We start from the raw sequence: 23302 nt of genomic DNA, 5'->3' as shown, positions 1-23302 counted from the left end.
GCTATATATGACTTTCTTTGGGATATATAAGAATAATCAGGCAGTATTGGGGAGCAAATGGGGGCAGGGACTATGGTAACGCTAAATCATACAGAATTAGAATCAGTTGATCAGTTTCGTAGTCTGCAATGTACTTTACGCGATCGCTGGAAAACTATCGAGCAATTTGATACTGGTGAAGCGGATATTGTCGTTATTCCTTCCTTAAGTATTGACCAACGCGAAATTCAAAAAGTTGAAGGTTGCGAACATTATGAAGAAAGATTACTTTTTGCTTTGATGCGGTTACGAAATCCCCGTACAAGATTGATTTATGTAACATCAATTCCATTGCATCCCAGCATTATTGATTATTATTTGCAACTACTGCCGGGTATCCCATTTTCTCATGCGCGTAATCGCTTGCTACTGCTTTCGACTTATGATTCTTCTCCTCAACCTCTAAGTCGAAAAATCTTAGAACGTCCCCGCTTAATGGAAAGAATTCGGCAAGCCTTGAGGTTAGAAAAATCATTTATAATTTGCTACAACTCGACAGATTTAGAAGCAGAATTATCACTTAAATTAAATGTACCATTGTATGCTGCTGCACCAGATTTGCAGATTTGGGGGACAAAAAGCGGTAGTCGGCAAATCTTTACAGAAAGCGGTGTACCTCATCCTGATGGGAGTGAACTGGTTTGGCGCTATCAAGATTTAGCAGTAGCAGCAAGTGATTTGTGGGAACGCCAACCTTCATTAAAACGGATGGTAGTCAAATTAAATGAAGGGATTTCTGGAGAAGGAAACGCCCTGCTAGACTTGCAACCAATTATGAATATTGCGCCAGGACAAGCATCGACAGCAGAAAGGGTAGCAGCAATTAGCGATCGCTTTTCTTCTCTGCGTTTTCAAGCCAAGCAAGAAAATTGGCAGAACTTTTCAGGACGAATTACCGAATTAGGGGCGATTGTCGAAGCATTTGTGGAAGGAGAAAATAAGCGATCGCCTAGTGTCCAAGGACGGATCACCCCCACAGGTGAAGTAGAAATTCTCTCGACTCACGACCAAATTCTTGGCGGCCCAGATGGTCAAATTTATTTGGGTTGTCGCTTCCCGGCTGATGAGCGCTATCGCTTGCAATTACAACAATTAGGGTTACAAGTCGGTAGAAAGCTGGCTCAAAAAGGAGCTTTAGAAAGATTTGGGGTAGATTTTATCACCGTTGACCAAGGTAACGGTCAATGGGATATTCAAGCAATTGAAATTAACCTCCGCAAAGGTGGGACAACCCATCCTTTCATGACCTTAAAATTATTGACTAACGGTCGTTATGAACTATCAACTGGTTTATTCTATAGTCAGCAAGGTCGCCCCAAGTATTACATTGCTACAGACAACCTGCAAAAAGACCGCTATCGTGGATTGCTACCCAACGATTTAATGGATATCATCGCCCATCATAGATTGCACTTTGATAGCTGTACGGAAACCGGGACGGTGTTTCATCTGATGGGTTGTCTTTCTCAGTTTGGCAAATTGGGGCTAACTAGCATTGGTGATTCTCCCCAACAAGCCGAAGATATATATAACAAAGTCGTCAAAGTTTTGGACGAAGAAACCCGCGTTAATAATAAACAGTTTCCCCTGTTTTCTGATTACACCTTCCCCAATTCCTGGGATGGATATAGTTAATTTGTAATTCCCAATTATCTTGTAGCTTGATTTTGCAACCACCCTACCAAATCGGCGATAGTCGAGAAATCTAACAACGCCTCAGCTAAAGCCTCTAACTGTTCTAGAGATAAAACCTCAATCTGGCGTTGCTGTTCATCGGGAATTGCGCCTACTCGTTTGTTTAGTTGTCGGAGAATAAGCGATCGCGCCTCTTGTTCCCGTCCTTCTTCCCGTCCTTCGCCTCGTCCTTCTTGTTTCGCTTCTTTATAAACTCTTGTTTCTTCCAACTTTAGTCCCAGCATCGCTTCAATTTCCTCTCGACTTAAGGTAGCAAATTTGTAGACCATAATTGTCGTCACTAAATCTATTATCGCTCGTGAAGACAAGATGTCTACTTCTTGTTGTTGTGCTTGCTCCAGCAAAAATCTTGCTGATTCTACTGCTTCTGTTTCCGGAATGGTTGTCAGCAGCATCAAGCCTAATCCTAAGGGTTGTTGTCGCAAATCCCCTAACTCATCAAGATATACCCGCCGCACTTGACCACTTTCTAGTAATGCTCTATGAATTGTTGTATTTGAAGGTTCCAGGCTGCGCGAGGCATAAATTATGACCCCAAACCAGTCATCGTAACGAATGGTATGGCGATAGAGAAACAAAAACAATTCGCTAAAAAAGCGATGATATAGGTCGTCATCCTTTTGAAACTGAACTTCAGCAAAGAACACAACCTTAGAAGCTGCATTGGCGGGGGGTAGGAACACGCCATCAATCCGAAATGCTGTTTCTTTAACCTCGACCGATTCAAACTGATACCCATCAGCTTGTGGGGGTGGTTGGTCTAGTAATTCAAACAGCAAACCGGGAAATTGCTTGAATAATTTGTAAAAGATGGAGTCACGTCGCATAAACTTAATTGTATAAGCTTGGGGTGCTAAATATTAGCGATCGCAACTCCCCACCTCTGCGATAAAATTCTCAAGCACAACAGCTATAATTCTCATGCAAATCGACTGGCAATCTACCAAAACCTACGAAGATATCCTTTATCACAAAGCTGATGGTATGGCTAAAATTACCATCAACCGTCCGCACAAACGCAATGCTTTTCGCCCCAAAACTGTTTTTGAACTGTATGACGCGTTCTGTGATGCTCGTGAAGATACTAATATTGGCGTAGTTCTATTTACTGGTGCTGGTCCCCATACTGATGGCAAATATGCCTTCTGTTCTGGTGGAGACCAAAGCGTGCGAGGGCAAGCTGGCTATGTGGATGATGCTGGCATTCCTCGCTTAAATGTGCTGGATTTACAACGCCTGATTCGTTCCATGCCAAAGGTGGTAATTGCTTTGGTTGCTGGATATGCGATCGGTGGTGGACACGTCCTACACTTGATTTGTGACCTTACCATTGCTGCTGATAATGCTATTTTTGGTCAGACTGGCCCGAAAGTGGGCAGTTTTGATGGTGGTTTTGGCGCTAGCTATCTTGCGCGCATTGTTGGACAGAAAAAAGCACGAGAAATTTGGTTTCTCTGTCGTCAATATGATGCCCAACAAGCTTTAGAAATGGGTTTAGTAAATTGCGTTGTGCCGATAGAGCAACTAGAAGCAGAAGGAATTAAATGGGCTGGAGAAATTCTAGAAAAAAGCCCTATTGCCATTCGCTGTCTCAAAGCAGCATTTAATGCTGATTGTGATGGACAAGCTGGTTTACAAGAACTAGCTGGTAATGCCACCTTACTTTATTACATGACAGAAGAAGGTGCTGAAGGTAAACAAGCTTTTTTAGAAAAACGTCCACCAAATTTTCGAGATTTTCCTTGGCTACCGTGATCGAGTATTAAAGATTAGGTATTGGGTATTGGAAAAATTAATTAATCACCAGTCCCCAACTCCTAATCCCCAGTCCCCAACTATAAATCTTAAAAGACAAATCTAAAATTCTACGCAGACTGCAAACACAGTCAGGTAATATATGAATGGTTAAATAAGTACTGTCTCAGCTTTTGCTTGTTCAGAAGTAGAGGCAGTTTTCTCCTGAGTTACGGCGAAAACAGCATTTTCTACATTACACACCAAAGGTTCAGATTCTACTAATACTGGTGTGGCATCAGGTAAACTCCAAGCATCTTCCAAGGTTTCCCAAGAAGGAGCAAAAGGTGGTAGCGCTAAAGAGCAAGCTTTCCAACAGGCTTGCACAGGCGCTCCCAGCTGTTGGCACATCCCGCCTCGGCGACCCTCTGGCTTGTAATGGCGACAATATCGACAGGCAGATGTCAAAGAATTAATGGGTTTCATTTGGTTTCATCTTTAGTGCCGTTTATGGCTGATTTCGTCTCTATATTTTCCTTCTAGATAGAAATACGTATTGATCCCATAACCCGTGATTATATCTAGGTTATAACCCGTTTAACGGCAAAATAAACTTTATTATGTTTTTAGATTTATGTTATATTTTTCAATGTTACTTATAGTGGTTACATATAAATTATTGCCAATAACTTATTGGGGATCAACGGTAAAGATAAAACTTTAGACGTAGGAGATTTTTTCAATTAAGCTGTAATATCTCTTGTCTCAGTAAGGTTATCAGGTGTTTTCTAGTAAAAAAGTAACGTTGCCAACCAGCTTCAATTTTATATAAAAACAGCATTTTTATACAGAAAATAATTACATATTTTTGGGCAACTGCTTAACGCTACAAAACCCACAAACCCCCCAACGCTGGAGTTCGCCTGGTGGTGTAGGGCATTGACATTGAGGACAAAGGGGTAAATTTTGCAATCGCCTCTGCCTTGTCTTGGCCCAATGACCAAAAACCTGATTCACATCTTGATTAACTGCTGTTACTTGACCCTGGTCTTCATTGACATCACCCAAATAACTGGGATGTTGGCTATGTAACCCTATTGAGTGGGGTTTTTCCTTTTGTGGATGGCGTTGCCAACCAGCAGTAGAAAAACGCAAATCTACAATAGGGGTAGATAACTTTTGATTTAACTTTAAAAGTAACGTTTGACGACTAAATGTCAAATTTTGCGCCCAAGCGGCACTAGAAGTTGCTACGCGTAAAACATCACGCTGTAGTGATAAAGGTTGAGTTTGGGCGGCAATGGCGCTGCCTACAACTTCTGCCCAAAACTGGCATACTTGCTGAAATGGTTGTTGTTGCCATTTCGCCTGCTTTTCTAGAACACCTAAAATATCATTAACGGATTTAAAAGACATCTTGCCAAATAACAGTCAGAATTGAGCTTATACCAATTCAAAATTCACTCATACCCTTCTCCTATGCAAAGACGCTACGCGTAGCTTACTTCCCCGTAGGGGTAAGGGTTCTCCGCAGGAGTACAAAATACAAGATTAAGAATCAAGACAGGACAAGCATTTAGCGCTTTATATCCGTCGCCTTCTTTTTTCAAATTGGTATTAGTTCTGGGATCTATACTAATAGACAATTTTCTTTAACATTGGTACAAAACTAGCATCTCATCGAGAAGACCAGGCTGCCCTTCCTGACAGAGATGTTACGCGAACACCACGTAACTGGCTCAACTTTTCCGGATAAATTTTGAATTGTTAATTATCCACTCCCCCCTGACAAAATGAGGTGTAGAGACAATGAGTCAAAAACCCCTGATAGATTCTAGTACTGGACTAAAACAACCATTAGTTGCGGCACTAGCGAGTTTGGAAGTGCAGTTAGAACAAGAATTAGCTCGTTATCGGCGCACACGTATGGGGATAAGGGCAAACAGTCCATCTCGTGTGAATAGTTATGCTCAGAATTATCCTCAAGAGTTGACCGATAAGAATGCCACAATGGCACATACTCAGCCATTGACAGTAGAAAGTAAATCCCAGGCAAAACCTTTATCCCTGGCCGCAAGCCCTGAGGAGAAAACAGCCTCAATTATTATCAAGTCACCTGTTCACGACAAAAACCCAACACCTAGTGGGGAAAATCTATCCTCACCTGCACTTCTAAATCCTTATACTCCTAAAACTGTCGCCAATACAGAAACACCAAATAACGATCCACTACAAACTACACCTGAAGGCAATACACAAATTCCTTTACCTCCAGCTAACTCCACCGACACTAGCAGTATAGTACCGGCGATCGCTCAAGGCAGTCAAAGCGAAAAACTCTTAGCCGATGATACTCCTGCCCAGCCCAATGACTATTTAGAATCCAGTGAAGCACTACTGCGGAGTCTCACAGATGAACAGTCAGAAACTAGCCAACCAAACAACTCTAGCGATAGCCTGCTATCACCTTTAGGCATCGGTTCCATGCTGCTGTTATTAGTAGCAAGCCTGACCTTAGGGTACGTCGTTTTTAATCCCAAAACCTTACCCCAGCTAAATTTCAGTAGATTATTTAACGGTGATCCTTCTCCTACTACCGAAAATCCGCCAGAAGTTGCCAATAATACCCCAAGTCAATCGCAACCAGAACTTACTTCCATTCCTAAGTATCCCGACTTAACTGCTAGAGAGTTTCCAGAGTTGAGAAATCCTATTGACGTAGTTGGCTTACAACCTAAAGTACAACCAACACCCATCGCCCCCGCCAACACTCTTCCTCTCCAGCAGCCAGTTATACCTCCTACTACCAACCCCTTACCAGAGGCACCACCTTTACCTGCCTTAGATGCCTCATCAACTCCCCGCTTACAACCCTTACCCCAAGGAACAGCAACTCTGCCCCCAGCTAGCAACCAAATCAAACCGTCAACAGATGGACTGTACCATATAGTGATAGACAATCAAGGAGCTAATGCCCTGACTGCCGCACGCCAAGTAGTTCCCGATGCTTACTTGTCAAGAAACAGCACATTAATCTATCTGGCTACGGTCAAAACAAAAGAAGAAGCAGAACAAAGGTTAAAACAGCTACAGGCTAAGGGGATTAAAGCACGCCTACAGCAGCCATAGGTTGCAAAAATTTACGATAGGATTAGGGAACAGGGGACAAAAAATACTGGATATGAGGTGTGGGGCATTTTTTCGTGCTAACGCCAGCAAAACTCAAATGTGAGGTTTCTAGCTTGCCTACTAACTGTGCTTGCACGCTTCTGCAAAATCTTGAATTTTGTTGGCGCAAGTTTTGCCGTAGGCTATGCAGGAGTTTCCTTGTTGGGGTTGATTGGCAAAAGTGAATGGAGAGCCGAAATGGAATTGATTAAGCGTATCCAAAGGGTGATCAGCGCTAACTTCAATAGCGTGGTGGCCAGTAAAGAAGATCCAGAAAAAATTCTGGAACAAGCTGTCATGGAAATGCAGGAGAACTTACTGCGATTGCGACAGGGAGTAGCACAGGCGATCGCCACCCAAAAACGTACTGAACGCCAAGCCGCATCTGCCCAGTCCACCGCAGAAGAATGGTATCGTCGCGCTCAACTAGCACTACAACAAGGTAATGAACTTCTGGCGAGAGAAGCCTTGACCAAGCGCCAGTCTTATGTAGATGCGGCTAAGACCTTCTCAAGCCAAATAGGGGAGCAAATCGAGATAGTAGATAGACTGAAAAAAGATATGCGGTCACTAGAGTTAAAAATTGCCGAGGCGAAGACTAAAAAAGATATGTATATCGCTCGCGCTCGCTCAGCAGAAGCATCCTACAAACTTCAGGAAATGTTAAGTGGAGGTTCAGCCACTAGCAGCTTGAATGCTTTTGAGCGGATGGAGGAAAAAGTTTTGCAAATAGAAGCAAAATCAGAACTCATAACTCAAATGGGTAGTGACGACTTGCAAAAACAATTCGATTCTCTAGAAGCGGCTAACGATGTTGATAGCCAACTAGCAGCAATGAAAACACAAGCCTTAAGCGAGGGAGAAAATACTCCTCAGCAGCAACTACCTCAAGGCGAAAACTATTAAAATTTAGTTAATTACCAATTCTAGGATATATCTTAACTATTAACGGGTGTCGGGACTGACTGAAGCCAACCGGAAAGATTACATTGAAAGTGGAAGCTATTAAATAGTAAAAAAGCGAACTAATCAACCAAGCGCGTAAACTCCAAAAGGAAAAACAAAGTTATGGGATTATTTGATCGCATTAAGCGAGTAGTCAGTGCTAACCTCAACGATTTAGTCAATAAGGCCGAAGATCCAGAAAAGATGCTGGAGCAAGCCATCCTCGAAATGCAGGAAGACTTGGTACAGCTACGTCAAGGGGTGGCTCAAGCGATCGCTGCCCAAAAACGTACAGAGAAACAATATACTGATGCCCAAAATGAAATTAATAAGTGGCAACGCAATGCCCAATTAGCATTGCAAAAAGGTGATGAAAACTTAGCCAGACAAGCCCTAGAGCGGAAAAAGACTTATACCGAAACCAGCACAGCCCTAAAAACTAGCCTAGATCAACAAAGTACTCAAGTTGAAACCCTCAAGCGCAATTTAATCCAGCTAGAGAGCAAGATTTCTGAAGCCAAAACCAAAAAAGAAATGCTCAAGGCTCGGATTACCACTGCCAAAGCCCAAGAGCAACTGGAAGGGATGGTACGTGGTATGAATAGCAGCAGTGCTATGGCTGCCTTTGAGCGCATGGAAGAAAAAGTGCTGATGCAGGAAGCCCGCGCTCAATCAGCAGCAGAGTTAGCTGGAGCAGACTTAGAAACCCAATTTGCCCGTTTAGAATCTAGCAGCGATGTTGATGATGAATTGGCAGCTTTGAAAGCCTCCTTAGCTCCTGCACCTGAGCAAAACCTACTACCCCCACAACAACAGGAACAGCAATCCACTGCGCCTAAATCTAAAGAGGTTGTTGACTCTGAATTGGATGCCCTACGCAAACAATTGGATCAGTTGTAAGGTTTGCCGCCTAACAAATTTTTAGTTAATCCCACGCCTCTTGGTTGTGGGATTTTTAATCATTGTCAGACAACTGTACAGACGCGATTAATCGCTTCTCTAGCAACTAACTCCCAGATTGAGATACAGTAATTTGTGTGCCAACTTTGTATCGATGCCAACTAATGGAGACTGCAATGAGTAAGGGTGTAATCACCATAACTGATGCTGAGTTTGAAAGCGAAGTGTTGAAAGCCGAGCAGCCTGTATTAGTTTATTTCTGGGCTTCTTGGTGCGGGCCGTGCCAGTTGATGTCACCACTGATCAATTTAGCGGCTAATACCTACAGCGATCGCTTGAAAGTTGTCAAACTGGAAATTGATCCCAATCCCACAACTGTCAAAAAATACAAGGTAGAAGGCGTACCAGCCCTCAGATTAGTAAAAGGAGAACAGCTATTAGACTCTACCGAAGGAGTGATTAGTAAAGATAAATTGCTCAGTTTCCTAGATACGCATTTAAATAATAATTAGTCCATAGTCCATAGTCCATAGTCCATCAGTAACGACCATCGACTATTGACTATTGACTACTGACTAATGACTAATGACTAATATGCAATTCTCACAGCGTTTACAACCTCTGCAATCTAATGTCTTTGCTGATATGGATAAGGCTAAGGCCTTGGCGTTAGCAGCAGGGAAAGAGTTAATTGATTTATCTTTGGGATCTTCGGATTTGCCAGCTGAAGCTCATGTGATTGAAGCGATCGCTAAATCTTTATATGATCCCAGTACCCACGGCTACTTGCTTTTTAATGGGACAAGGGATTTTCGCCAAGCCGCAGCTAACTGGTATGAACAAAAATTTGGGGTCAAAGTCGATCCCGAAACAGAAGTACTGCCTTTAATTGGTTCCCAGGAAGGTACTGCTCATTTACCTTTGGCATTGCTCAATCCTGGGGATTTTGCTTTACTACTTGATCCCGGCTACCCTTCCCATGCTGGGGGAGTTTACTTAGCTAGTGGGCAAATTTACCCAATGCCATTAAAGGCAGAAAACGATTTTTTACCTGTGTTTACTGATATCCCGACGGATGTCTTGGCTCGGTCGCGGATGATGGTATTAAGCTATCCTCACAATCCCACAGCAGCGATCGCACCTTTATCTTTCTTTAAGGAAGCCGTGGCTTTTTGTCAGGAACATAACATTGCATTGGTGCATGATTTTCCCTATGTGGATATGGTTTTTGAGGATTCTAGTAATTGGGATCAAAATCTTTCCCAATCCCCAATCCCTAATCACCGATCCCTAGTACCTTCAATTCTCCAAGCTGACCCAGATAAAAGTGTTTCTATTGAATTTTTCACTCTTTCTAAGTCCTACAATATGGGTGGCTTTCGCATTGGCTATGCCATTGGTAATGCCCAGATGATTCAGGCTTTACGCCAAATCAAAGCGGCAGTTGATTTTAATCAATATCGAGGAATTTTAAATGGAGCGATCGCAGCTCTGACTGGTCCGCAAGCAGGTGTAGAAGCTGCTGTGTCAACATTTCGCCAACGTCGTGATGCTTTTATTCATGCTCTACACCACATCGGTTGGTATGTTCCCACTCCCAAAGCCACTATGTATATCTGGGCAAAATTACCATCCTCGTGGAGTCAAAATTCCATAGAATTTTGTACACAGTTAGTCAAACAAACCGGTGTAGCGGCTTCTCCTGGTGCTGGCTTTGGCAAATCTGGTGAAGGATATGTGCGCTTTGCCCTAGTCCATGAACCATCTATATTAAGAACTGCCGTTGAACGAATTAGTAATTTTCTCTAATCTAGCGTCATCAAAACTTATTACTTAAACTAAGATTTTGACACAAGGGACATCCGCACGCGATAGGCTGCTTTTAACTTCCCCGAAACGACTCTTGTCGCGTTGGCTTAATTCTTGCTACATCAGGGATTAAATCCTGAATTTTTAGCAGTTAAAACCGCCCATCGCTGCTGTGTCATCTGCCATGCCAAGTATTTAATTTAATTTGCCGAGTCATTTGTCATCACTAGCATAAGTTTCTCAATGAAACATGACTAGTACTTTTATTTGCTCTGGGTGCTTAATCTTCTTTTCTACCAAACACCATTTGCAGAATCATGGGGATACCACCTACTTGGTGATATTTATCAGCCCAGGTACGGATAATTTCATCCAATTCCTGCATTGCTTCATCCCAGCGCTCTGGTGGCACATCTAGTTCTTCTAAGGCTCGCATAGCATTTGGTCGCTTTTCTGCCCAGTCTTTCATCATGCGGAAATACCTAGCAGTATCTTCCACCATAATATAAGTCCGTTCTTGGTCGTCTGCTGGGGCATAGAAGGGACGAGTCAAGGCATAGAAGGGCATTCCCCAAGGAGAATCAATTCTTGTCACCGTGCCTGAGTAGAGCAGACGACGCTTGATATGCTCTGCTAGGGCTTCGCTTAACTCCATGCGGTGTTCTGGGGGCAAATCCTCTTGCGATCGCTTATGGAGAAATTCGATCAACTCCAAAAACTCAAAGGAAGTAACTAACTGAGCGTCGGGAAGATTGCTAGGTAGCTTATGCTCAATTTGTCTTTTTTCTTCACTTGTGAGGCTTGTACCGGGAATGCGCGATCGCCCAGGTATCCAAGGGTACTGTTCCATCCAGACGTAGGGAAACTGAATCAAATACCGAGGTTCCTGAGAACCTAAGGTTTTGAGCAATTTGCCCTCCATTAGGGCTTGTCTCACTTCCTCTACGATGATTTTGACCCGTTTTGGCTCTAGGTGGTGCAAATGTCCGGTCATCCGGAGGTTTTGTCCTTGCTCTAGATAAGTCATGTAAATGGCACACTTAGCCGCCGTTGCTGCTGCATCTAAGAATGCTCCATGCCTATGCCCGCTCGTCCTCATGGCGCTAAAAGCCAGATATAGCATGATCTGATCCATTGCACTGGGGCCAAGACGCTTGATCAGATCGATGTCGTTACTCATATTACAAATAGTTGAATAGCACGCTTATTAGTCTAAAAAAAGTAGTTGGTATACACCCATAGGGGGGTGAGATTGTGACACCAAAATGTTTATGATGTTTTAAATAAAAGTAGATTCATGGTCGAGATGCTCATTCCTCCGTAATTTATGGCATATAACTAGCAACAGTGTTGTTACTAGACTGCTTGTATCTTACCGAAAAATCACAAAATAACTGCCAGAATTTCCTCATTTATAACATTTGTCAATTACTGGCGAACTTTATGGTTCTAATAAGTAACCTACAAGGACTTTCCCTGTTATCCGGAACTTATCTGCTCTTTAATAGCGTCAATAAGTTTGCTACTTTTAACACTTTTTGGCTGCACCCGGATTTGGGATATAGCAACACAACGGCCAATTATGGGAGACCATAATCGCACAATCTCTCCTTGAGGTGACTACTCTATTCCTGGATAATTTCACCCAGATGCTGACCGATTATTTCCAGAAATAACAGGGAGTGATTTTTTGAAAAAAGTCACCTGCCGAATACGCCAAACTCACTAACGCCCATTGAATCAATGGAGCGTTCTTATCTGCCGAGCTGCTGACAAATTTTTTTGCTCTTATGGCAGTGTAGGTCGTTGGCTGGAGGGAAAATTATAGACGCTAAATAAGACAGCTAATTCCAACTTAGCAATACCTTTTATTTCCTCACAACATAATATTCTATATTTATCTGTCATATTATTAAAATTGCATGAATTAATCTACTCTTAACTTTTCTTTTGCTAAAAATTTCAAGAATTGATGAATAACCAGTGGTTTTTCCGCAGAAAAATCAAGGTTTGTTGACATTAAGCGGTTATGACTACTGAGTCAGAAGTCCAGAGTCATTAATGATTCTCTTCCTGATACCTAAGTAACCAAACATTTGTTTTAGTTATAAGTCCTTTGTAATGAGGGTTTAACCTTCTGCATTGGAGGGTTTGTTGGGATTTTGTATTTTGCCAATACCAAAAGCAATTGCCCCAAAAGTTACAAATAAAACTCCGAATATCTGGGCAATGTTTAAAGTTTCTTGAAGTACCAAACCAGCAAAAATTACTGTCAAAATAGGTACGCTTGCACTAATAATAGCTGACCGCAACCCACCCAATTTATTGATCCCAATATGGCTGAATACATAGCTCAATAGAGTTAAAGCACCCAAAATAAAAGCACTTAACACAATTTCCAGTAACTTAGAAGGGTCAACAACTAAGCTCCAGTTTTCTGGTAAGGGTATCATCAAGAAGATAAAACTCAAACCCAACATGGTGACGAAGTTAATCAAAGACAAAGATACTGGATGGACTTTAGCAGCACATACGCGCGTCAGTATCAGGTAACAAGCAAAGGCTGCACCAGCGAGAATTGCAGTGATGCTACCAAGGGGAGTAGTTCCTATACCAGTGCTGGTTGCTCCCGCAAAAACTAACACCTCACCACAGAAAATAGAGCCGATCGCACTAGCACGGAATACACCGGGGCGATCGCGGAACAGGAGCCAGGATAACACCCCGTTAATCAGTGGATAGACAAAGAAAAGGGCGATCGCCACTCCGGTGGGAACTTGACCAATGGCCAGATAAATCAGAACTTGCGATAAAAACAAAAAGCAGCCACTAGCAAACATTAACTGGACAACTCTCTTTGGCTGAGAACGACTTCCAGACTGATTATTGCCTAATGATTGCTTAAGGTTTTGCAGATCCTGCCACACTTGCGGATACATCATAGGTGCTAAAAGTATCATTAGTGGTACAACCACCATCAATCGCAAAGTCAGAATTAACATAATATTTCCCAACGTCGGCGAGATTAACCCCGCGACTTCCAGCATGGCGGAGAGTTGAGAAGTTTTATAAAACATCCCTTTCAGGACTACGTTGTATAACGCTGTCATCACGGTGGACAACACAACCAACAAGAAACCCACCTGGACTGGGGACAAATTTGATGATTTACGTGATCTTGATGAGGAAGGTGTTGATCCCCGTCTGACTACCGATGCAGGTGGAGGAGATGAGGCTTTACTTGCCGATGAATCTGGACTGAGTACAGAAACTGGCTCAGGAGGTTTTTCTGAGGAGGGTGAGAACTTCGTTTTACTTGTAGAAACTGGCTCAGGGGGTTTTTCTGAGGAGGGTGAGAACTTCGTTTTACTTGTAGAAATTGGCTCAGGGGGTTTTTCTGGAGTTGGTGGAGATTTAGCCGCACTCGCAGATAATTCTCTATTAATTACAGAACTGGGTTCAGCAGCTTTTTCCTGAGTTGATTGTAATTTCGTCTCGCTGTCTGGTGACACTTTGGGGATCACAGACTGTGGTTCAGGGCGTGTTTCCTGGGGTGGTGGAACTATGGGTACTGGTGTTGATTTCTCAGGAGGAGTAATACTAACCGATGGCTTGGTAGTGCTAGTTTCCTCTACTGGTGTAGATGTTTGTGAAGGATTTGGCGATTGTTGTTCGGGAAATTGCAATACCGTAGGTGGTGATAAATTCACTACTGCCGGAGAGCTAGGGGGTTGTAGTTCTGAAGGCTGCAACACCGTTGGCGGGGATAACTGGGCTTTTGCTGGTGATGTTTCTTGGATAGCTCTTGTCAGTTCCCCACGTAGACGATCAATCAACTCTTCTACAATTGTTTCTCCTTGCTGCTGCTGGTTATACATTCGAGACAACTGCTGGGAGAGATTACTTTGGTAGTTTTTGAGTTCTTGTTGGAGAGAATTAAAGGCGATCGTTAAGTTATCGTCTAGACTACCCAGCATTTTTTCTACCTGCTCGTTGTTCTCAATAGCAGGGCCGATGCTTTGGGCTGACTTGAGAGCAGCTATTTGGCTCTCTGTTTGGTTGGCTATTTTCGCTAGTGATGATTGCAGTTGAGAACAGATGTGCTTGGCTAAAGCTTCTGACAATTGACGGATTAATACTTGCTGCTCTGTAATCCGCCGTACCTCTTGTAAATGTTCTTTTTCTTCAATTAGCTGCTGAACTTCATCTGTTAGACGGTCTTTTTCTGTCTGTAGTTTTTTGATTTCTTCCTGAAATGATCTGAGGACATTCTGCTGTAGACTTTCTAAATCTTCCACAACAGCCCATAGAGCTGTTTCTGCTGCCCTGGATAACTCGCCTCGGACTCGCGGGTCGTTGTCTGGTCGCTTCTCAAATCGCCCCATTAGCTTCTAACCTCTATACACCTTGACGATACAGCTACTGCCTGTAAATTTGCGTGGCGCTCACTCTAATTTCCTGTATTTTTTCAGATAAACTCAAGAATCTTAACAGGACTTACGGATATCAACGTCATTTTGTCATGACCAACCCAAGGTTGGCAAAGCATATAATGTGACTCACAGCTTACTAAAACACGTTTCCTTCAATCTCATAGGCTGCATTGCATCAGCCCGATTTCAGTCTTTATATCCGAGTGAGATTTTGTCTCAAGAAAACAACTCACTAAATATAAATACTTGTTATTTTTGTGGCAACAGTAATTTATCAAGTTCTGCAATTGGATACTTGGCAACAAAAAGTAGGTGCAGTTGTAATATTTATATGTAGACTTATGCAGAATGTAGCTGTAACAACAGTTTATATCTTGGATATGGGGCTTATGCTGCGCGTTTTGCCAAAATTAAAGTTATTCCCTAGACAATATTTTAATAAATTGCCTGCCATTTTGCCAAAATACTTCTAGCAGATATTCGATATTTTGTCTGAATCTCAAGTTTAAGAAATAAAGCTTAGTATATGGGACTAATATTTAATTTCTGAAATATACGTAGTAGGGTGGGCAATGCCCACCTTATCATGGTTGTAGTAGGCTACAGATACTTAGATATTTTTAATAATCAAATCGGATTCCGATATTTAACTCATATCTCTGAACATTTTCCATTAAAAAGAGAAAATCCGAGCAATGCTAAAGATGGCAGCACTCAGGACTGCACTTACGGGTACTGTCACTAGCCAAGCGGTAGCAATACCTTGGAGAGTTTGGAACTTAACTGAATTGAGACTCTGCACTAGTCCTATACCCACTACGCCACCCACAAGGGCGTGAGATGTGGAGACGGGTAAACCCATGCGGGATGCAAGTAAGATAGTGGTGGCGGTTGCTAGTTCCGCACAAAATCCACTACTGGGTTGTAAGGCAATAATGTTTTCGCCGATTGTGGCAATAACTTTTTCACCCCAAACAGCTAAACCACCAACAATCCCCACACCACCCAGAACTAAAATCCACAAGGGAACAGTGATCCCATCACTAGGGACTTGACCTGTTTGATTGATATAAACGATCGCCGCCAAAGGAGCGATCGCATTCCCCACATCATTAGAACCATGTGCAAACGCGACAAAGCAAGCACTCAGGACTTGGAAGCGGGCGAATATACTTTCGATGGGATTGGGGGCTGGGGATTGGGGATTGGGGATTGGGGATTGGGTACTGGGGATTGGGGATTGGGGACTGAGCAAAAATCCTGCGGTCAGTTCTCCCCCTGCCCCCTGCCCCCTGCCCCCTGCTTCCCATACCCCCTGCCCCCTGCCCCCTGCCTCCTCTAGCTGTCGCCAACTGATTAGCGTTAGTGCTACTGCGGCGAATGCACCTGTGATGAGTGGGATATCGTGGGGGGGGATGTTGACACCGAATTGGTTGACGAAGAAATTGGTTAGGGGTTGAGTGAGAGAAGGGAGGACAATTACACCAAATACTCCTAGAAGAACTGCACTTAACCAGGGAATCCACTCTTTGAGTTGGGATATTTGGTTTGGTTGTTCTAAAATCCAGTGTTTAATTTGACTATAGAATAAAGCGGCGATCGCTCCACTAATCACTGGGGTGAAAATCCAACCGATAGTAATTAGTCCAATGGATGACCAATCAATGGCATTTACTCCCAAAGCCACCCAACTAAATCCGGCGATCGCACCTACAACCGCATGAGAAGAAGATACAGGTAAACCACGAGAGGTGGCTATTTGCAACCATACACCACAGGAAATAAGGACGGTCATCATCCCAATCACTAAAACTTGGGGTGTGTCCGCAAATAAGTTAGGGTTTGCAACCTTCGTTGCTAGGGTTTCCGTTACTTCATGTCCAAACAAGACAGCGCCAGTAAACTCCAACACCCCGGCTATGATGATCGCCTGCTTCAGACTAATAGCTTTGGAACCAACAGAAGTTCCCATCGCATTAGCGACATCGTTAGCTCCCAGATTCCAGGCTACATAAAAGGCTAATAGGGCAACTATCGGCAACGTCAGTGATATTTCCATATTGGTAAAGGGCAAGAAATAGGACAGCAAAGATATGGGACAGAGGAAAAAATACCCAGTCCCCAGTCCCTAATCCCCAATTTTCGGATAAATCAGAATTTTGTAAGTTTCTGGTGTGGGGGCGATCGCTTGATCTACTGCGGCTGATAAATCTTTTAGGGGATAGCGATCGCTAATTAATGCTTGCACGTCAATACGGCGATTGAAAACGATATCAGCCGAGAGATTTTGGAGGCGATAGGATGAACTGTAACTGCCCATCAGGTCGATTTCTCGACGGTAGAGAATATTTGGGTTAATGGGAATTTCCAATTCATCAGGAAATTCAGCGAAAAATAAAATTTTGCCGCCTTTTCTTGTACAGTCTAGGGCTTGAAAGAAAGCCTTTTCACTGGGGACAGCTAGCAAGGTGACATCTACACCTAGTCCATTGGTGAGGGCATGGATTTTGGCTGGTAAATCGGGATCACGGGCATCAAATGCGGCTTCTGCACCGACATTGAGGGCTTTTTCTATTCTTGATGGTAGCAAATCGGTGGCGATCGCTTTTGCTCCGAAATATTTCACCAACATAACAAACATCAAGCCAATCGGCCCTGCACCAGTTACTAGAACAGTCTGTCCTGGAGCAATCTGGGCTTTTTTAACTGCTTTTAAACAGCAGTTGGTTGGTTCAACAAAACTCGCTTCTTCAAAACTGATCTCGTCGGGAATGGGGATTAAGCCGCCATTCTCTACAATATGACCCGGAACCTTAACATACTCTGCAAAGCCACCGCCACTGGCATTAAATCCGGCGGTGGTGGAGATGTTTTTATAAACATCACACATAGAAAAATTATCATTCATACAGTAGGCACAACGCATACAAGGAATGTGGTGCATGACTGCTACCCGTTGTCCTACTTGCCAACCTTTTACTTGCGAACCCACTGCGGCTATAGTCCCGGCTGTTTCATGACCAAATATGCGTGGTGGTTCATAAAGTGGATAACGAATTTTTTTAATATCTGACTGACACAAACCGACTACTTGCACCTGTACCAGCACTTCATCTGGTTCCAGCGTCGGTAGGGGGATCTCTTCATAAGAGAGTTGATTTACACCTCGAAATACCTGTGCTTTCACGTTGGTTTCCACTGCTCAACGTTACTAGATTTAACATTAGTCGTCCACGTTCAGCTACAAGGTTTCAGATTTATCAGACACAACATTACGCACAAAATCTGGTACTTCTCTACCTAGCAAGTCCAGTAGTTATGTAAAACTCATTGCTTGGCATATGTAATAGTGAGGTTAAAATACAGACAATCTTCTGTGCGATGGGCTACGCACTACCGGAGGTAATCGCCTGTATGTTGGGTCAGTTATTAGACGGACGCTATAAAATTACTCAAGTCTTAGGTGCTGGTGGTTTCGGTAAAACTTACATTGCTGAAGACATTAAACTTTACAATAACCTTTGTGTCGTCAAGCAACTCCAACCGACGGCTAATGATCCCATAACTCTACAAGTCGCTAGGCGTTTATTTGCATCGGAAGCAGAGTTATTACATAAATTAGGAACCCACGACCAAATTCCCCAACTACTGGCACACTTTGAAGAACATCAAGAGTTTTTTCTGGTTCAACAGTTCATCGATGGACATCCTCTTAGTGATGAACTGACTCCAGGAAAGCGATTGAGCGAAGCTTATACCATTGCTCTATTAAAAAACATCCTGCAACCTTTAGCTTTTGTTCATCAAAATAATGTCATTCACAGGGATATCAAACCACCTAATCTGATTCGCCGTAAAAGTGATGGCAAAGTTGTGCTAATTGACTTTGGGGCAGTAAAACAAATCGGTACTCAGGTGGTGAATGGTGAAGGTGTAACTAAAATGACCGTGAGTATTGGTACTGCCGGTTATATGCCTAGTGAACAAAGTCGTGGTAGTCCTCGGTTAAGTAGTGATGTCTATGCTGTGGGTATGATTGGTATTCAAGCTTTGACAGGATTGATGCCTCATCAGTTGCAAGAAGATATCCAAACAGCAGAAATTATTTGGCGTGAATTAGTCCAGGTAAGCCCAAATTTAGCGGATGTATTGGATAGGATGGTGCGTTACGACTTTCGCCAACGCTATCAGTCAGCAGTCGAGGCTTTAGCGGCGGTGCAGAATTTGGGAAATGCTTATGCACCAACGCAAACATCTCCATCACCAGGATCTAAGCCGACTTTACCTGTAAAAAATCATGTTAATACCCCGCCAGTTGCCGAACCTCCTTTGTATTCTCCACCACCCGCAGTCCCAGCCCAGTATCGTCAAGAAGTCCCCAAAAATTTGATAGCCCCCCCTCCTCCCACCACTGCCAAATCGTCAAAAGTAGGCATAAGTTTCTATTTGCAATGGGTGCTAGTTAATATCGTCGGTTTAGTTGGTGGCGGCATTGTGGGGGCGATCGCTTATGAAATTTTCGAGCCACTCGGTATAATCATCAGTAGTCAAGCTGTAGCTGCCACAATGGGTTTAACAATCGGGTTCATACAAGCCCTGGTATTGCGGCGGCAAATTCCTGTATCTGAAAAGCAGTGGGTATTAGGAACTACACTAGGCGTTTGTATTTCTGTTCTCGTGTGTGGCGATTATCCTGAATATTCCTTACTGTGGATTGGGCCGATAGTGGGAAGTATTCAATGGTTTATCCTCAAGCCATATGTTAAACAAGCTGTTTGGTGGATTTTAGTTAATACCCTATTTGGTTGGATAGGTGGAATTATTTCCGGTGCAGTATTAGTTTTTTTGTTAAAGAATCTCAAGGATTTTTAATTTTCAATCTTAATAATTTATTTCCTGCTTGACTCTCTGCAAAATTAGATGAACATTACCAATTTTTTCAGCCTTATTCAACCAATCTTTGACCTGATCATCATTACCTAAATAATAATCCGCTTTAGCGATGTAACAACAACTAACTGCTATATCAATCGCCTCGTTACCTACTTCTGTTAAAGGTAAAAGTATTTCTTTGCCTTCACTATATCTACCTAACTCCACAAGAATAGCTCCCCTAGTTCCTTGAATAGTCTTGATATCACTCGCTAATTCCATCGCTTGCTCCGACCACTTATTAGCTTTATCTAGATATTGTTTTTCTCCGTGATTAATAATTATAGAGGCTAAGGTATCAATGATATAAAGCTTGTCTCTTGTAAGAATATCCGGATAATCTAAAATTGGTTCTAATAAATCAATTACTTGCGAAAAATTGTGTTTATTAAATTCCCCATGAGCCTTATATAGTACTTGTAATATTTCGAGATCATTGTTAAATAAATCCCCTGACAAATGTTCCTTATTTATATATCTATCTAAGCCTAAAATTGTTTGGATGAATTGCTGTTCAGTTTTGGTTAAAGCATCAATAAAACCTTTACCATCATTTGATATCACCCTGCCATAGGAATTAACATCCATTGGTAACAGATTCTCAGCAAATAGAAAAAATTCTACATATACTAAAAAGCCTACAATACTTAAATAACCAGGGAATTGAAGATGGGAAATATAGTAGGTATAAACTAAACTAAAAAATAAACAAAAGCAACCGTTGACTACAGGCCCAGCTAAATACATCAAAGCTAGTTTATGTTTTACTTTCTCCAGCCTTAAGTTAGAAGTGTAAGTAACGCCACCATTTGGAATAATTCTTAACTCAATTATAGAGTTGAATAAATGAAAATTTCATAATCTCATACCACTGCCAATTATGACTAAATAGGGCTGAAAACCCACCATTTTAGATACGATGAAATGCCCCATTTCATGACAAAAAATCGAGACATACAGCCATAAAAAAATCAATAATAATTTCATTTAAATTGACTGAAGATGCTGGACGATTTCATTCAATATTATCATCGTAAACATAGTTTTTTCACAGTACAAATACGAGGTTTAAGCTCATCAGTAAATTATTTATTCATGAGTTGATACAGGTATAGTGCATCATCAAATACTTGGAAAACAAGATAAATTTACATGTATCCTGGTTAAAAATACTTAAATTTCTATTTATGGTTAATCAAACTTATTTAACTGATGTTTTAGTCATTGGTGGGGGAACCGGAGGAACTGCGGCTGCCATTCAAGCGGCGCGCAGAGGTGCAAGAACTATTTTGGTAAGTGAGTTTCCTTGGCTAGGAGGAATGTTAACTGCGGCTGGGGTATCTGCACCTGATGGTAATGAATTAATGGCGTTTCAGACGGGGTTATGGGGTGCTTTTTTACAAGAATTACAACAGCGACAACCAGGGGGATTAGATAATAGCTGGGTGAGTTTTTTTAGTTATGACCCTCGTTTTGGAGCCGAGATTCTTGCTGACTGGGTACAGGAACTAACAAATCTGCACTGGATTTCTGGACAAGTACCTTTAGAAGTTTTGCAGCAAGGAAATTCCATTACTGGTGTCAGGTTCGCAGACTTTACCGTACAAGCCAAGATTACTATTGACGGTACAGAGTTAGGAGATTTACTAGCTTTAGCAGATATCCCTTACCGTTGGGGCTGGGAATTGCAATCTGAGTGGGGAGAACCAAGCGCCCCAAGTAGCTTTAATGAGCTAACAGCAAGATATCCTGTGCAATCGCCTACTTGGGTAGTAGTGATGCAGGACTTTGGGGAAGCAGTTGCGCCAGAAATTCCCCCTGCACCTAATTATGATGCTGCACTGTTTGCTAGTGCTTGGGACAACTACGGTGCAGAGCAATTCTTAAATTATGGGCGTTTGCCAGGAAATCTTTTCATGATTAACTGGCCTATTTGTGGTAACGACTACGGCGAAGGAGTAGGAAGGCTAGTAGAATCGGCGGCAGCTAAGGGTGAGTTTTTCCAAGAATCTCATTGGCATAGCCAAAATTTTGCTCATTTCATCCAAACTCAGCTTGGTCGGCGTTATGGTTTGGCAGAGCAAGTGTTTCCTCACGCTTCATCGGCATTTGCATTACACCCATACTATCGAGAAAGTCGGCGCTTGGTGGGGCTAACTACTGTTCGAGAACAGGACATTTTGCCAATTCCCGGTGGTAAGGTAGCGTCTTTGTTTCCAGATACCATCGCCATTGGTAACTACGCCAATGACCATCACTATCCTGGGTTTGACTTGCCACTACAACCTAAATCCATCCGTTGGGGAGGACGTTGGACGGGAACACCTTTTACGATTCCCTATCGTTGTCTGGTTCCAGCGACAACAGATGGCTTATTAGTTTGTGAAAAGAATATCTCTGTTTCTCATATTGCGAATGGAGCGACTAGATTACAACCTGTAGTTTTGGGTATCGGTCAAGCGGCGGGGATGGCGGCTGCTATGTGTGCAGAGTTAGGCTGTCAACCAAGAGATTTACCTGTAAAAGCATTACAAGAGGCGTTGTTACAAGATAATCGCTCTCCTGTAGCTCTCATACCTTTATTTAATTTACTACCTGGTCATCCGGAATGGTTGCAATGGGAAATGTATTATCTAAAAGAGCCTCAACTTTATCCAGATAGCGGCAATTGCCCAGATTCTGTGTATCAGTACTATCACTCAAAAGCCAAACCAGTACTTACACGGGGAACTGATTCCTTCACAGGCATTTTTCAGGTTTTAAATCAGCAGGATTACAGATTCGAGATCGCTTCTCCGGCTGCTAATCTAGGACAAACTTACCAGCTTGTAACTTTGCGATCGCATATTAATGAACAGCTACAAGCCTTGACAGATAAGCAACATTTGACGGTTCGGGGTCGTCTAAACCCTTCCGGTCATTGGTTGTTAGTAGAACATATTGAAACAATGCACACTTTTATAGGTTTTCAGTAAAAAGCACTACTTTTTTTTAGATTTTTCCGGACTCGTTATATAAAACTCAGTAGCAATAGATAAGAGAATTTACAAAGAGACTTTTATGATGCGTGCTGCTGTTCCAGTTTTAATTTCGAGTCTAGTACTTGGTTCCCTAGTTTCTGATTACCTGGGAATAGCTAATCACAATTTCGCTTTTTCTTCCTCTAATTCACAAAATATGATCTCACTAAAATCTAAACCCAAACGTAATCAACCAGAAAAACCCCAACCACATCGCGGTACTGGACGTAGAAGTCTAATAGAATCCCCCATTCATGTCCAGATTACTGTATAGCGCGTCTACGTCGGGGCTTTACCCATCGCGGTTTTATGTCTAGTAGAACAATGAGTATTTGTCTTGCATTAGCAAATACAAAAACTTTTCAACACTTTTAATAGCCTCTTTAGCACAAGTACAGCAGTTATATACTGGGATGGCAAATCCAATGTAATTCATCACCTGAATTGTCAGCATCACTACTCTTGAGGCAAGATGTCATCTTTGCTTTGATTCACGGAGTACCATTCAGGTTAAGAATTCAAATACAGGGCATCTATCTACAATTTCAATCAGCTTTACCTACCTGTGAGATGGTCTAGAGTTGACTATGATGGTTTTTATCCTGCAACCTCGACCATCCCGTAATT

At 42.4% G+C, this 23302-nt stretch carries 19 protein-coding genes; 11 read left to right on the top strand and 8 right to left on the bottom strand.

Annotated elements, in window-relative coordinates; translation table 11 throughout:
• The first annotated feature begins 72 nt into the window (after nt 1–72).
• On the top strand, nt 73–1674 hold the full coding sequence (locus GSQ19_RS05995; RefSeq protein WP_041456565.1) for a peptide ligase PGM1-related protein: 1602 nt from the start codon (nt 73–75) through the stop codon (nt 1672–1674).
• Between the two features lie 14 nt (nt 1675–1688).
• Here GSQ19_RS05995 and GSQ19_RS05990 read toward each other — a convergent pair whose 3' ends face one another.
• Complete coding sequence (locus tag GSQ19_RS05990) at nt 1689–2561, bottom strand: Rpn family recombination-promoting nuclease/putative transposase (protein ID WP_011317059.1); 873 nt, start codon at nt 2559–2561, stop codon at nt 1689–1691.
• Between the two features lie 94 nt (nt 2562–2655).
• Here GSQ19_RS05990 and menB point away from each other — a divergent pair, with 94 nt between their 5' ends.
• Nucleotides 2656–3489 carry a 1,4-dihydroxy-2-naphthoyl-CoA synthase gene (gene menB, locus GSQ19_RS05985; RefSeq protein WP_011317058.1) on the top strand — a complete coding sequence of 278 codons (834 nt, stop codon included), beginning with the start codon at nt 2656–2658 and terminating at the stop codon, nt 3487–3489.
• A gap of 150 nt (nt 3490–3639) precedes the next feature.
• Here the strand turns inward: menB and GSQ19_RS05980 are convergent, their stop codons facing one another.
• Nucleotides 3640–3954 carry a hypothetical protein gene (locus GSQ19_RS05980; protein WP_041455900.1) on the bottom strand — a complete coding sequence of 105 codons (315 nt, stop codon included), beginning with the start codon at nt 3952–3954 and terminating at the stop codon, nt 3640–3642.
• 372 nt (nt 3955–4326) lie between these two features.
• Nucleotides 4327–4884, bottom strand: a complete 558-nt coding sequence (locus tag GSQ19_RS05975; RefSeq protein WP_011317056.1) for a DciA family protein — start codon at nt 4882–4884, stop codon at nt 4327–4329.
• 393 nt (nt 4885–5277) lie between these two features.
• On the opposite strand from GSQ19_RS05975, the gene GSQ19_RS05970 reads away from it, so the two are divergent.
• The 5 genes from GSQ19_RS05970 (at nt 5278) to GSQ19_RS05950 (ending at nt 10290) form a co-directional block, all read left to right on the top strand.
• On the top strand, nt 5278–6597 hold the full coding sequence (locus GSQ19_RS05970; protein ID WP_011317055.1) for a hypothetical protein: 1320 nt from the start codon (nt 5278–5280) through the stop codon (nt 6595–6597).
• A gap of 237 nt (nt 6598–6834) precedes the next feature.
• Nucleotides 6835–7542 carry a PspA/IM30 family protein gene (locus tag GSQ19_RS05965; RefSeq protein WP_041456563.1) on the top strand — a complete coding sequence of 236 codons (708 nt, stop codon included), beginning with the start codon at nt 6835–6837 and terminating at the stop codon, nt 7540–7542.
• A gap of 162 nt (nt 7543–7704) precedes the next feature.
• Nucleotides 7705–8481: a PspA/IM30 family protein gene (locus GSQ19_RS05960; protein ID WP_011317053.1), complete on the top strand. Its 777-nt coding sequence runs from the start codon at nt 7705–7707 to the stop codon at nt 8479–8481.
• A 176-nt stretch (nt 8482–8657) separates the two neighbouring features.
• A complete protein-coding gene (locus GSQ19_RS05955; RefSeq protein ID WP_011317052.1) occupies nt 8658–8993 on the top strand; it encodes a thioredoxin family protein in 336 nt (111 codons plus the stop codon).
• Between the two features lie 73 nt (nt 8994–9066).
• Nucleotides 9067–10290 carry an LL-diaminopimelate aminotransferase gene (locus GSQ19_RS05950; RefSeq protein WP_011317051.1) on the top strand — a complete coding sequence of 408 codons (1224 nt, stop codon included), beginning with the start codon at nt 9067–9069 and terminating at the stop codon, nt 10288–10290.
• Nucleotides 10291–10570: 280 nt separating this feature from the next.
• Here the strand turns inward: GSQ19_RS05950 and hetR are convergent, their stop codons facing one another.
• Together hetR and sepJ are read right to left on the bottom strand one after the other, a co-directional pair.
• Nucleotides 10571–11470 (bottom strand): heterocyst differentiation master regulator HetR, encoded by a 900-nt coding sequence (hetR, locus tag GSQ19_RS05945; protein WP_010996495.1) that lies wholly within the window; start codon nt 11468–11470, stop codon nt 10571–10573.
• A gap of 949 nt (nt 11471–12419) precedes the next feature.
• A complete protein-coding gene (gene sepJ, locus GSQ19_RS05940) occupies nt 12420–14675 on the bottom strand; it encodes a septal junction formation protein SepJ (RefSeq protein ID WP_011317050.1) in 2256 nt (751 codons plus the stop codon).
• Nucleotides 14676–14980: 305 nt separating this feature from the next.
• Here sepJ and GSQ19_RS05935 point away from each other — a divergent pair, with 305 nt between their 5' ends.
• Entirely contained in the window at nt 14981–15196 is a 216-nt protein-coding gene (locus GSQ19_RS05935; RefSeq protein ID WP_011317049.1) for a hypothetical protein, read from the top strand.
• A gap of 200 nt (nt 15197–15396) precedes the next feature.
• Here GSQ19_RS05935 and GSQ19_RS05930 read toward each other — a convergent pair whose 3' ends face one another.
• Nucleotides 15397–16782 carry an inorganic phosphate transporter gene (locus GSQ19_RS05930; protein WP_011317048.1) on the bottom strand — a complete coding sequence of 462 codons (1386 nt, stop codon included), beginning with the start codon at nt 16780–16782 and terminating at the stop codon, nt 15397–15399.
• A gap of 69 nt (nt 16783–16851) precedes the next feature.
• Nucleotides 16852–17910 (bottom strand): zinc-dependent dehydrogenase, encoded by a 1059-nt coding sequence (locus GSQ19_RS05925; RefSeq protein ID WP_041455898.1) that lies wholly within the window; start codon nt 17908–17910, stop codon nt 16852–16854.
• Between the two features lie 227 nt (nt 17911–18137).
• Between GSQ19_RS05925 and GSQ19_RS05920 the strand changes: the two genes are divergently transcribed.
• Entirely contained in the window at nt 18138–19595 is a 1458-nt protein-coding gene (locus GSQ19_RS05920) for a serine/threonine-protein kinase (RefSeq protein ID WP_011317046.1), read from the top strand.
• Nucleotides 19596–19604: 9 nt separating this feature from the next.
• Here GSQ19_RS05920 and GSQ19_RS05915 read toward each other — a convergent pair whose 3' ends face one another.
• A complete protein-coding gene (locus tag GSQ19_RS05915) occupies nt 19605–20405 on the bottom strand; it encodes a zinc metalloprotease (protein WP_224311994.1) in 801 nt (266 codons plus the stop codon).
• Between the two features lie 437 nt (nt 20406–20842).
• Between GSQ19_RS05915 and GSQ19_RS05910 the strand changes: the two genes are divergently transcribed.
• Both GSQ19_RS05910 and patX read left to right on the top strand, forming a co-directional pair.
• On the top strand, nt 20843–22630 hold the full coding sequence (locus tag GSQ19_RS05910) for an FAD-dependent oxidoreductase (protein ID WP_011317044.1): 1788 nt from the start codon (nt 20843–20845) through the stop codon (nt 22628–22630).
• An 85-nt stretch (nt 22631–22715) separates the two neighbouring features.
• Nucleotides 22716–22949 (top strand): heterocyst-inhibiting protein PatX, encoded by a 234-nt coding sequence (gene patX, locus GSQ19_RS05905; protein ID WP_011317043.1) that lies wholly within the window; start codon nt 22716–22718, stop codon nt 22947–22949.
• Nucleotides 22950–23302: the final 353 nt, after the last annotated feature.

It is taken from the genome of Trichormus variabilis 0441 (assembly GCF_009856605.1).
Classification (GTDB): Bacteria; Cyanobacteriota; Cyanobacteriia; order Cyanobacteriales; family Nostocaceae; genus Trichormus; species Trichormus variabilis.
Note: the sequence above shows the minus strand (reverse complement) of the source record. Positions and strands in the feature narration are given on the sequence as shown.

Excerpts from the sequence above, each read along its gene's own strand:
- GSQ19_RS05980 (WP_041455900.1), bottom strand. The coding sequence starts at position 3,954 with ATGAAACCCATTAATTCTTTGACATCTGCCTGTCGATATTGTCGCCAT.
- GSQ19_RS05995 (WP_041456565.1), top strand. The coding sequence starts at position 73 with ATGGTAACGCTAAATCATACAGAATTAGAATCAGTTGATCAGTTTCGT.
- GSQ19_RS05950 (WP_011317051.1), top strand. The coding sequence starts at position 9,067 with ATGACTAATATGCAATTCTCACAGCGTTTACAACCTCTGCAATCTAAT.
- GSQ19_RS05960 (WP_011317053.1), top strand. The coding sequence starts at position 7,705 with ATGGGATTATTTGATCGCATTAAGCGAGTAGTCAGTGCTAACCTCAAC.
- menB (WP_011317058.1), top strand. The coding sequence starts at position 2,656 with ATGCAAATCGACTGGCAATCTACCAAAACCTACGAAGATATCCTTTAT.
- hetR (WP_010996495.1), bottom strand. The coding sequence starts at position 11,470 with ATGAGTAACGACATCGATCTGATCAAGCGTCTTGGCCCCAGTGCAATG.
- GSQ19_RS05965 (WP_041456563.1), top strand. The coding sequence starts at position 6,835 with ATGGAATTGATTAAGCGTATCCAAAGGGTGATCAGCGCTAACTTCAAT.
- GSQ19_RS05970 (WP_011317055.1), top strand. The coding sequence starts at position 5,278 with ATGAGTCAAAAACCCCTGATAGATTCTAGTACTGGACTAAAACAACCA.
- patX (WP_011317043.1), top strand. The coding sequence starts at position 22,716 with ATGATGCGTGCTGCTGTTCCAGTTTTAATTTCGAGTCTAGTACTTGGT.
- GSQ19_RS05955 (WP_011317052.1), top strand. The coding sequence starts at position 8,658 with ATGAGTAAGGGTGTAATCACCATAACTGATGCTGAGTTTGAAAGCGAA.
- GSQ19_RS05990 (WP_011317059.1), bottom strand. The coding sequence starts at position 2,561 with ATGCGACGTGACTCCATCTTTTACAAATTATTCAAGCAATTTCCCGGT.
- GSQ19_RS05975 (WP_011317056.1), bottom strand. The coding sequence starts at position 4,884 with ATGTCTTTTAAATCCGTTAATGATATTTTAGGTGTTCTAGAAAAGCAG.
- GSQ19_RS05920 (WP_011317046.1), top strand. The coding sequence starts at position 18,138 with ATGTTGGGTCAGTTATTAGACGGACGCTATAAAATTACTCAAGTCTTA.
- GSQ19_RS05930 (WP_011317048.1), bottom strand. The coding sequence starts at position 16,782 with ATGGAAATATCACTGACGTTGCCGATAGTTGCCCTATTAGCCTTTTAT.
- GSQ19_RS05910 (WP_011317044.1), top strand. The coding sequence starts at position 20,843 with ATGGTTAATCAAACTTATTTAACTGATGTTTTAGTCATTGGTGGGGGA.
- sepJ (WP_011317050.1), bottom strand. The coding sequence starts at position 14,675 with ATGGGGCGATTTGAGAAGCGACCAGACAACGACCCGCGAGTCCGAGGC.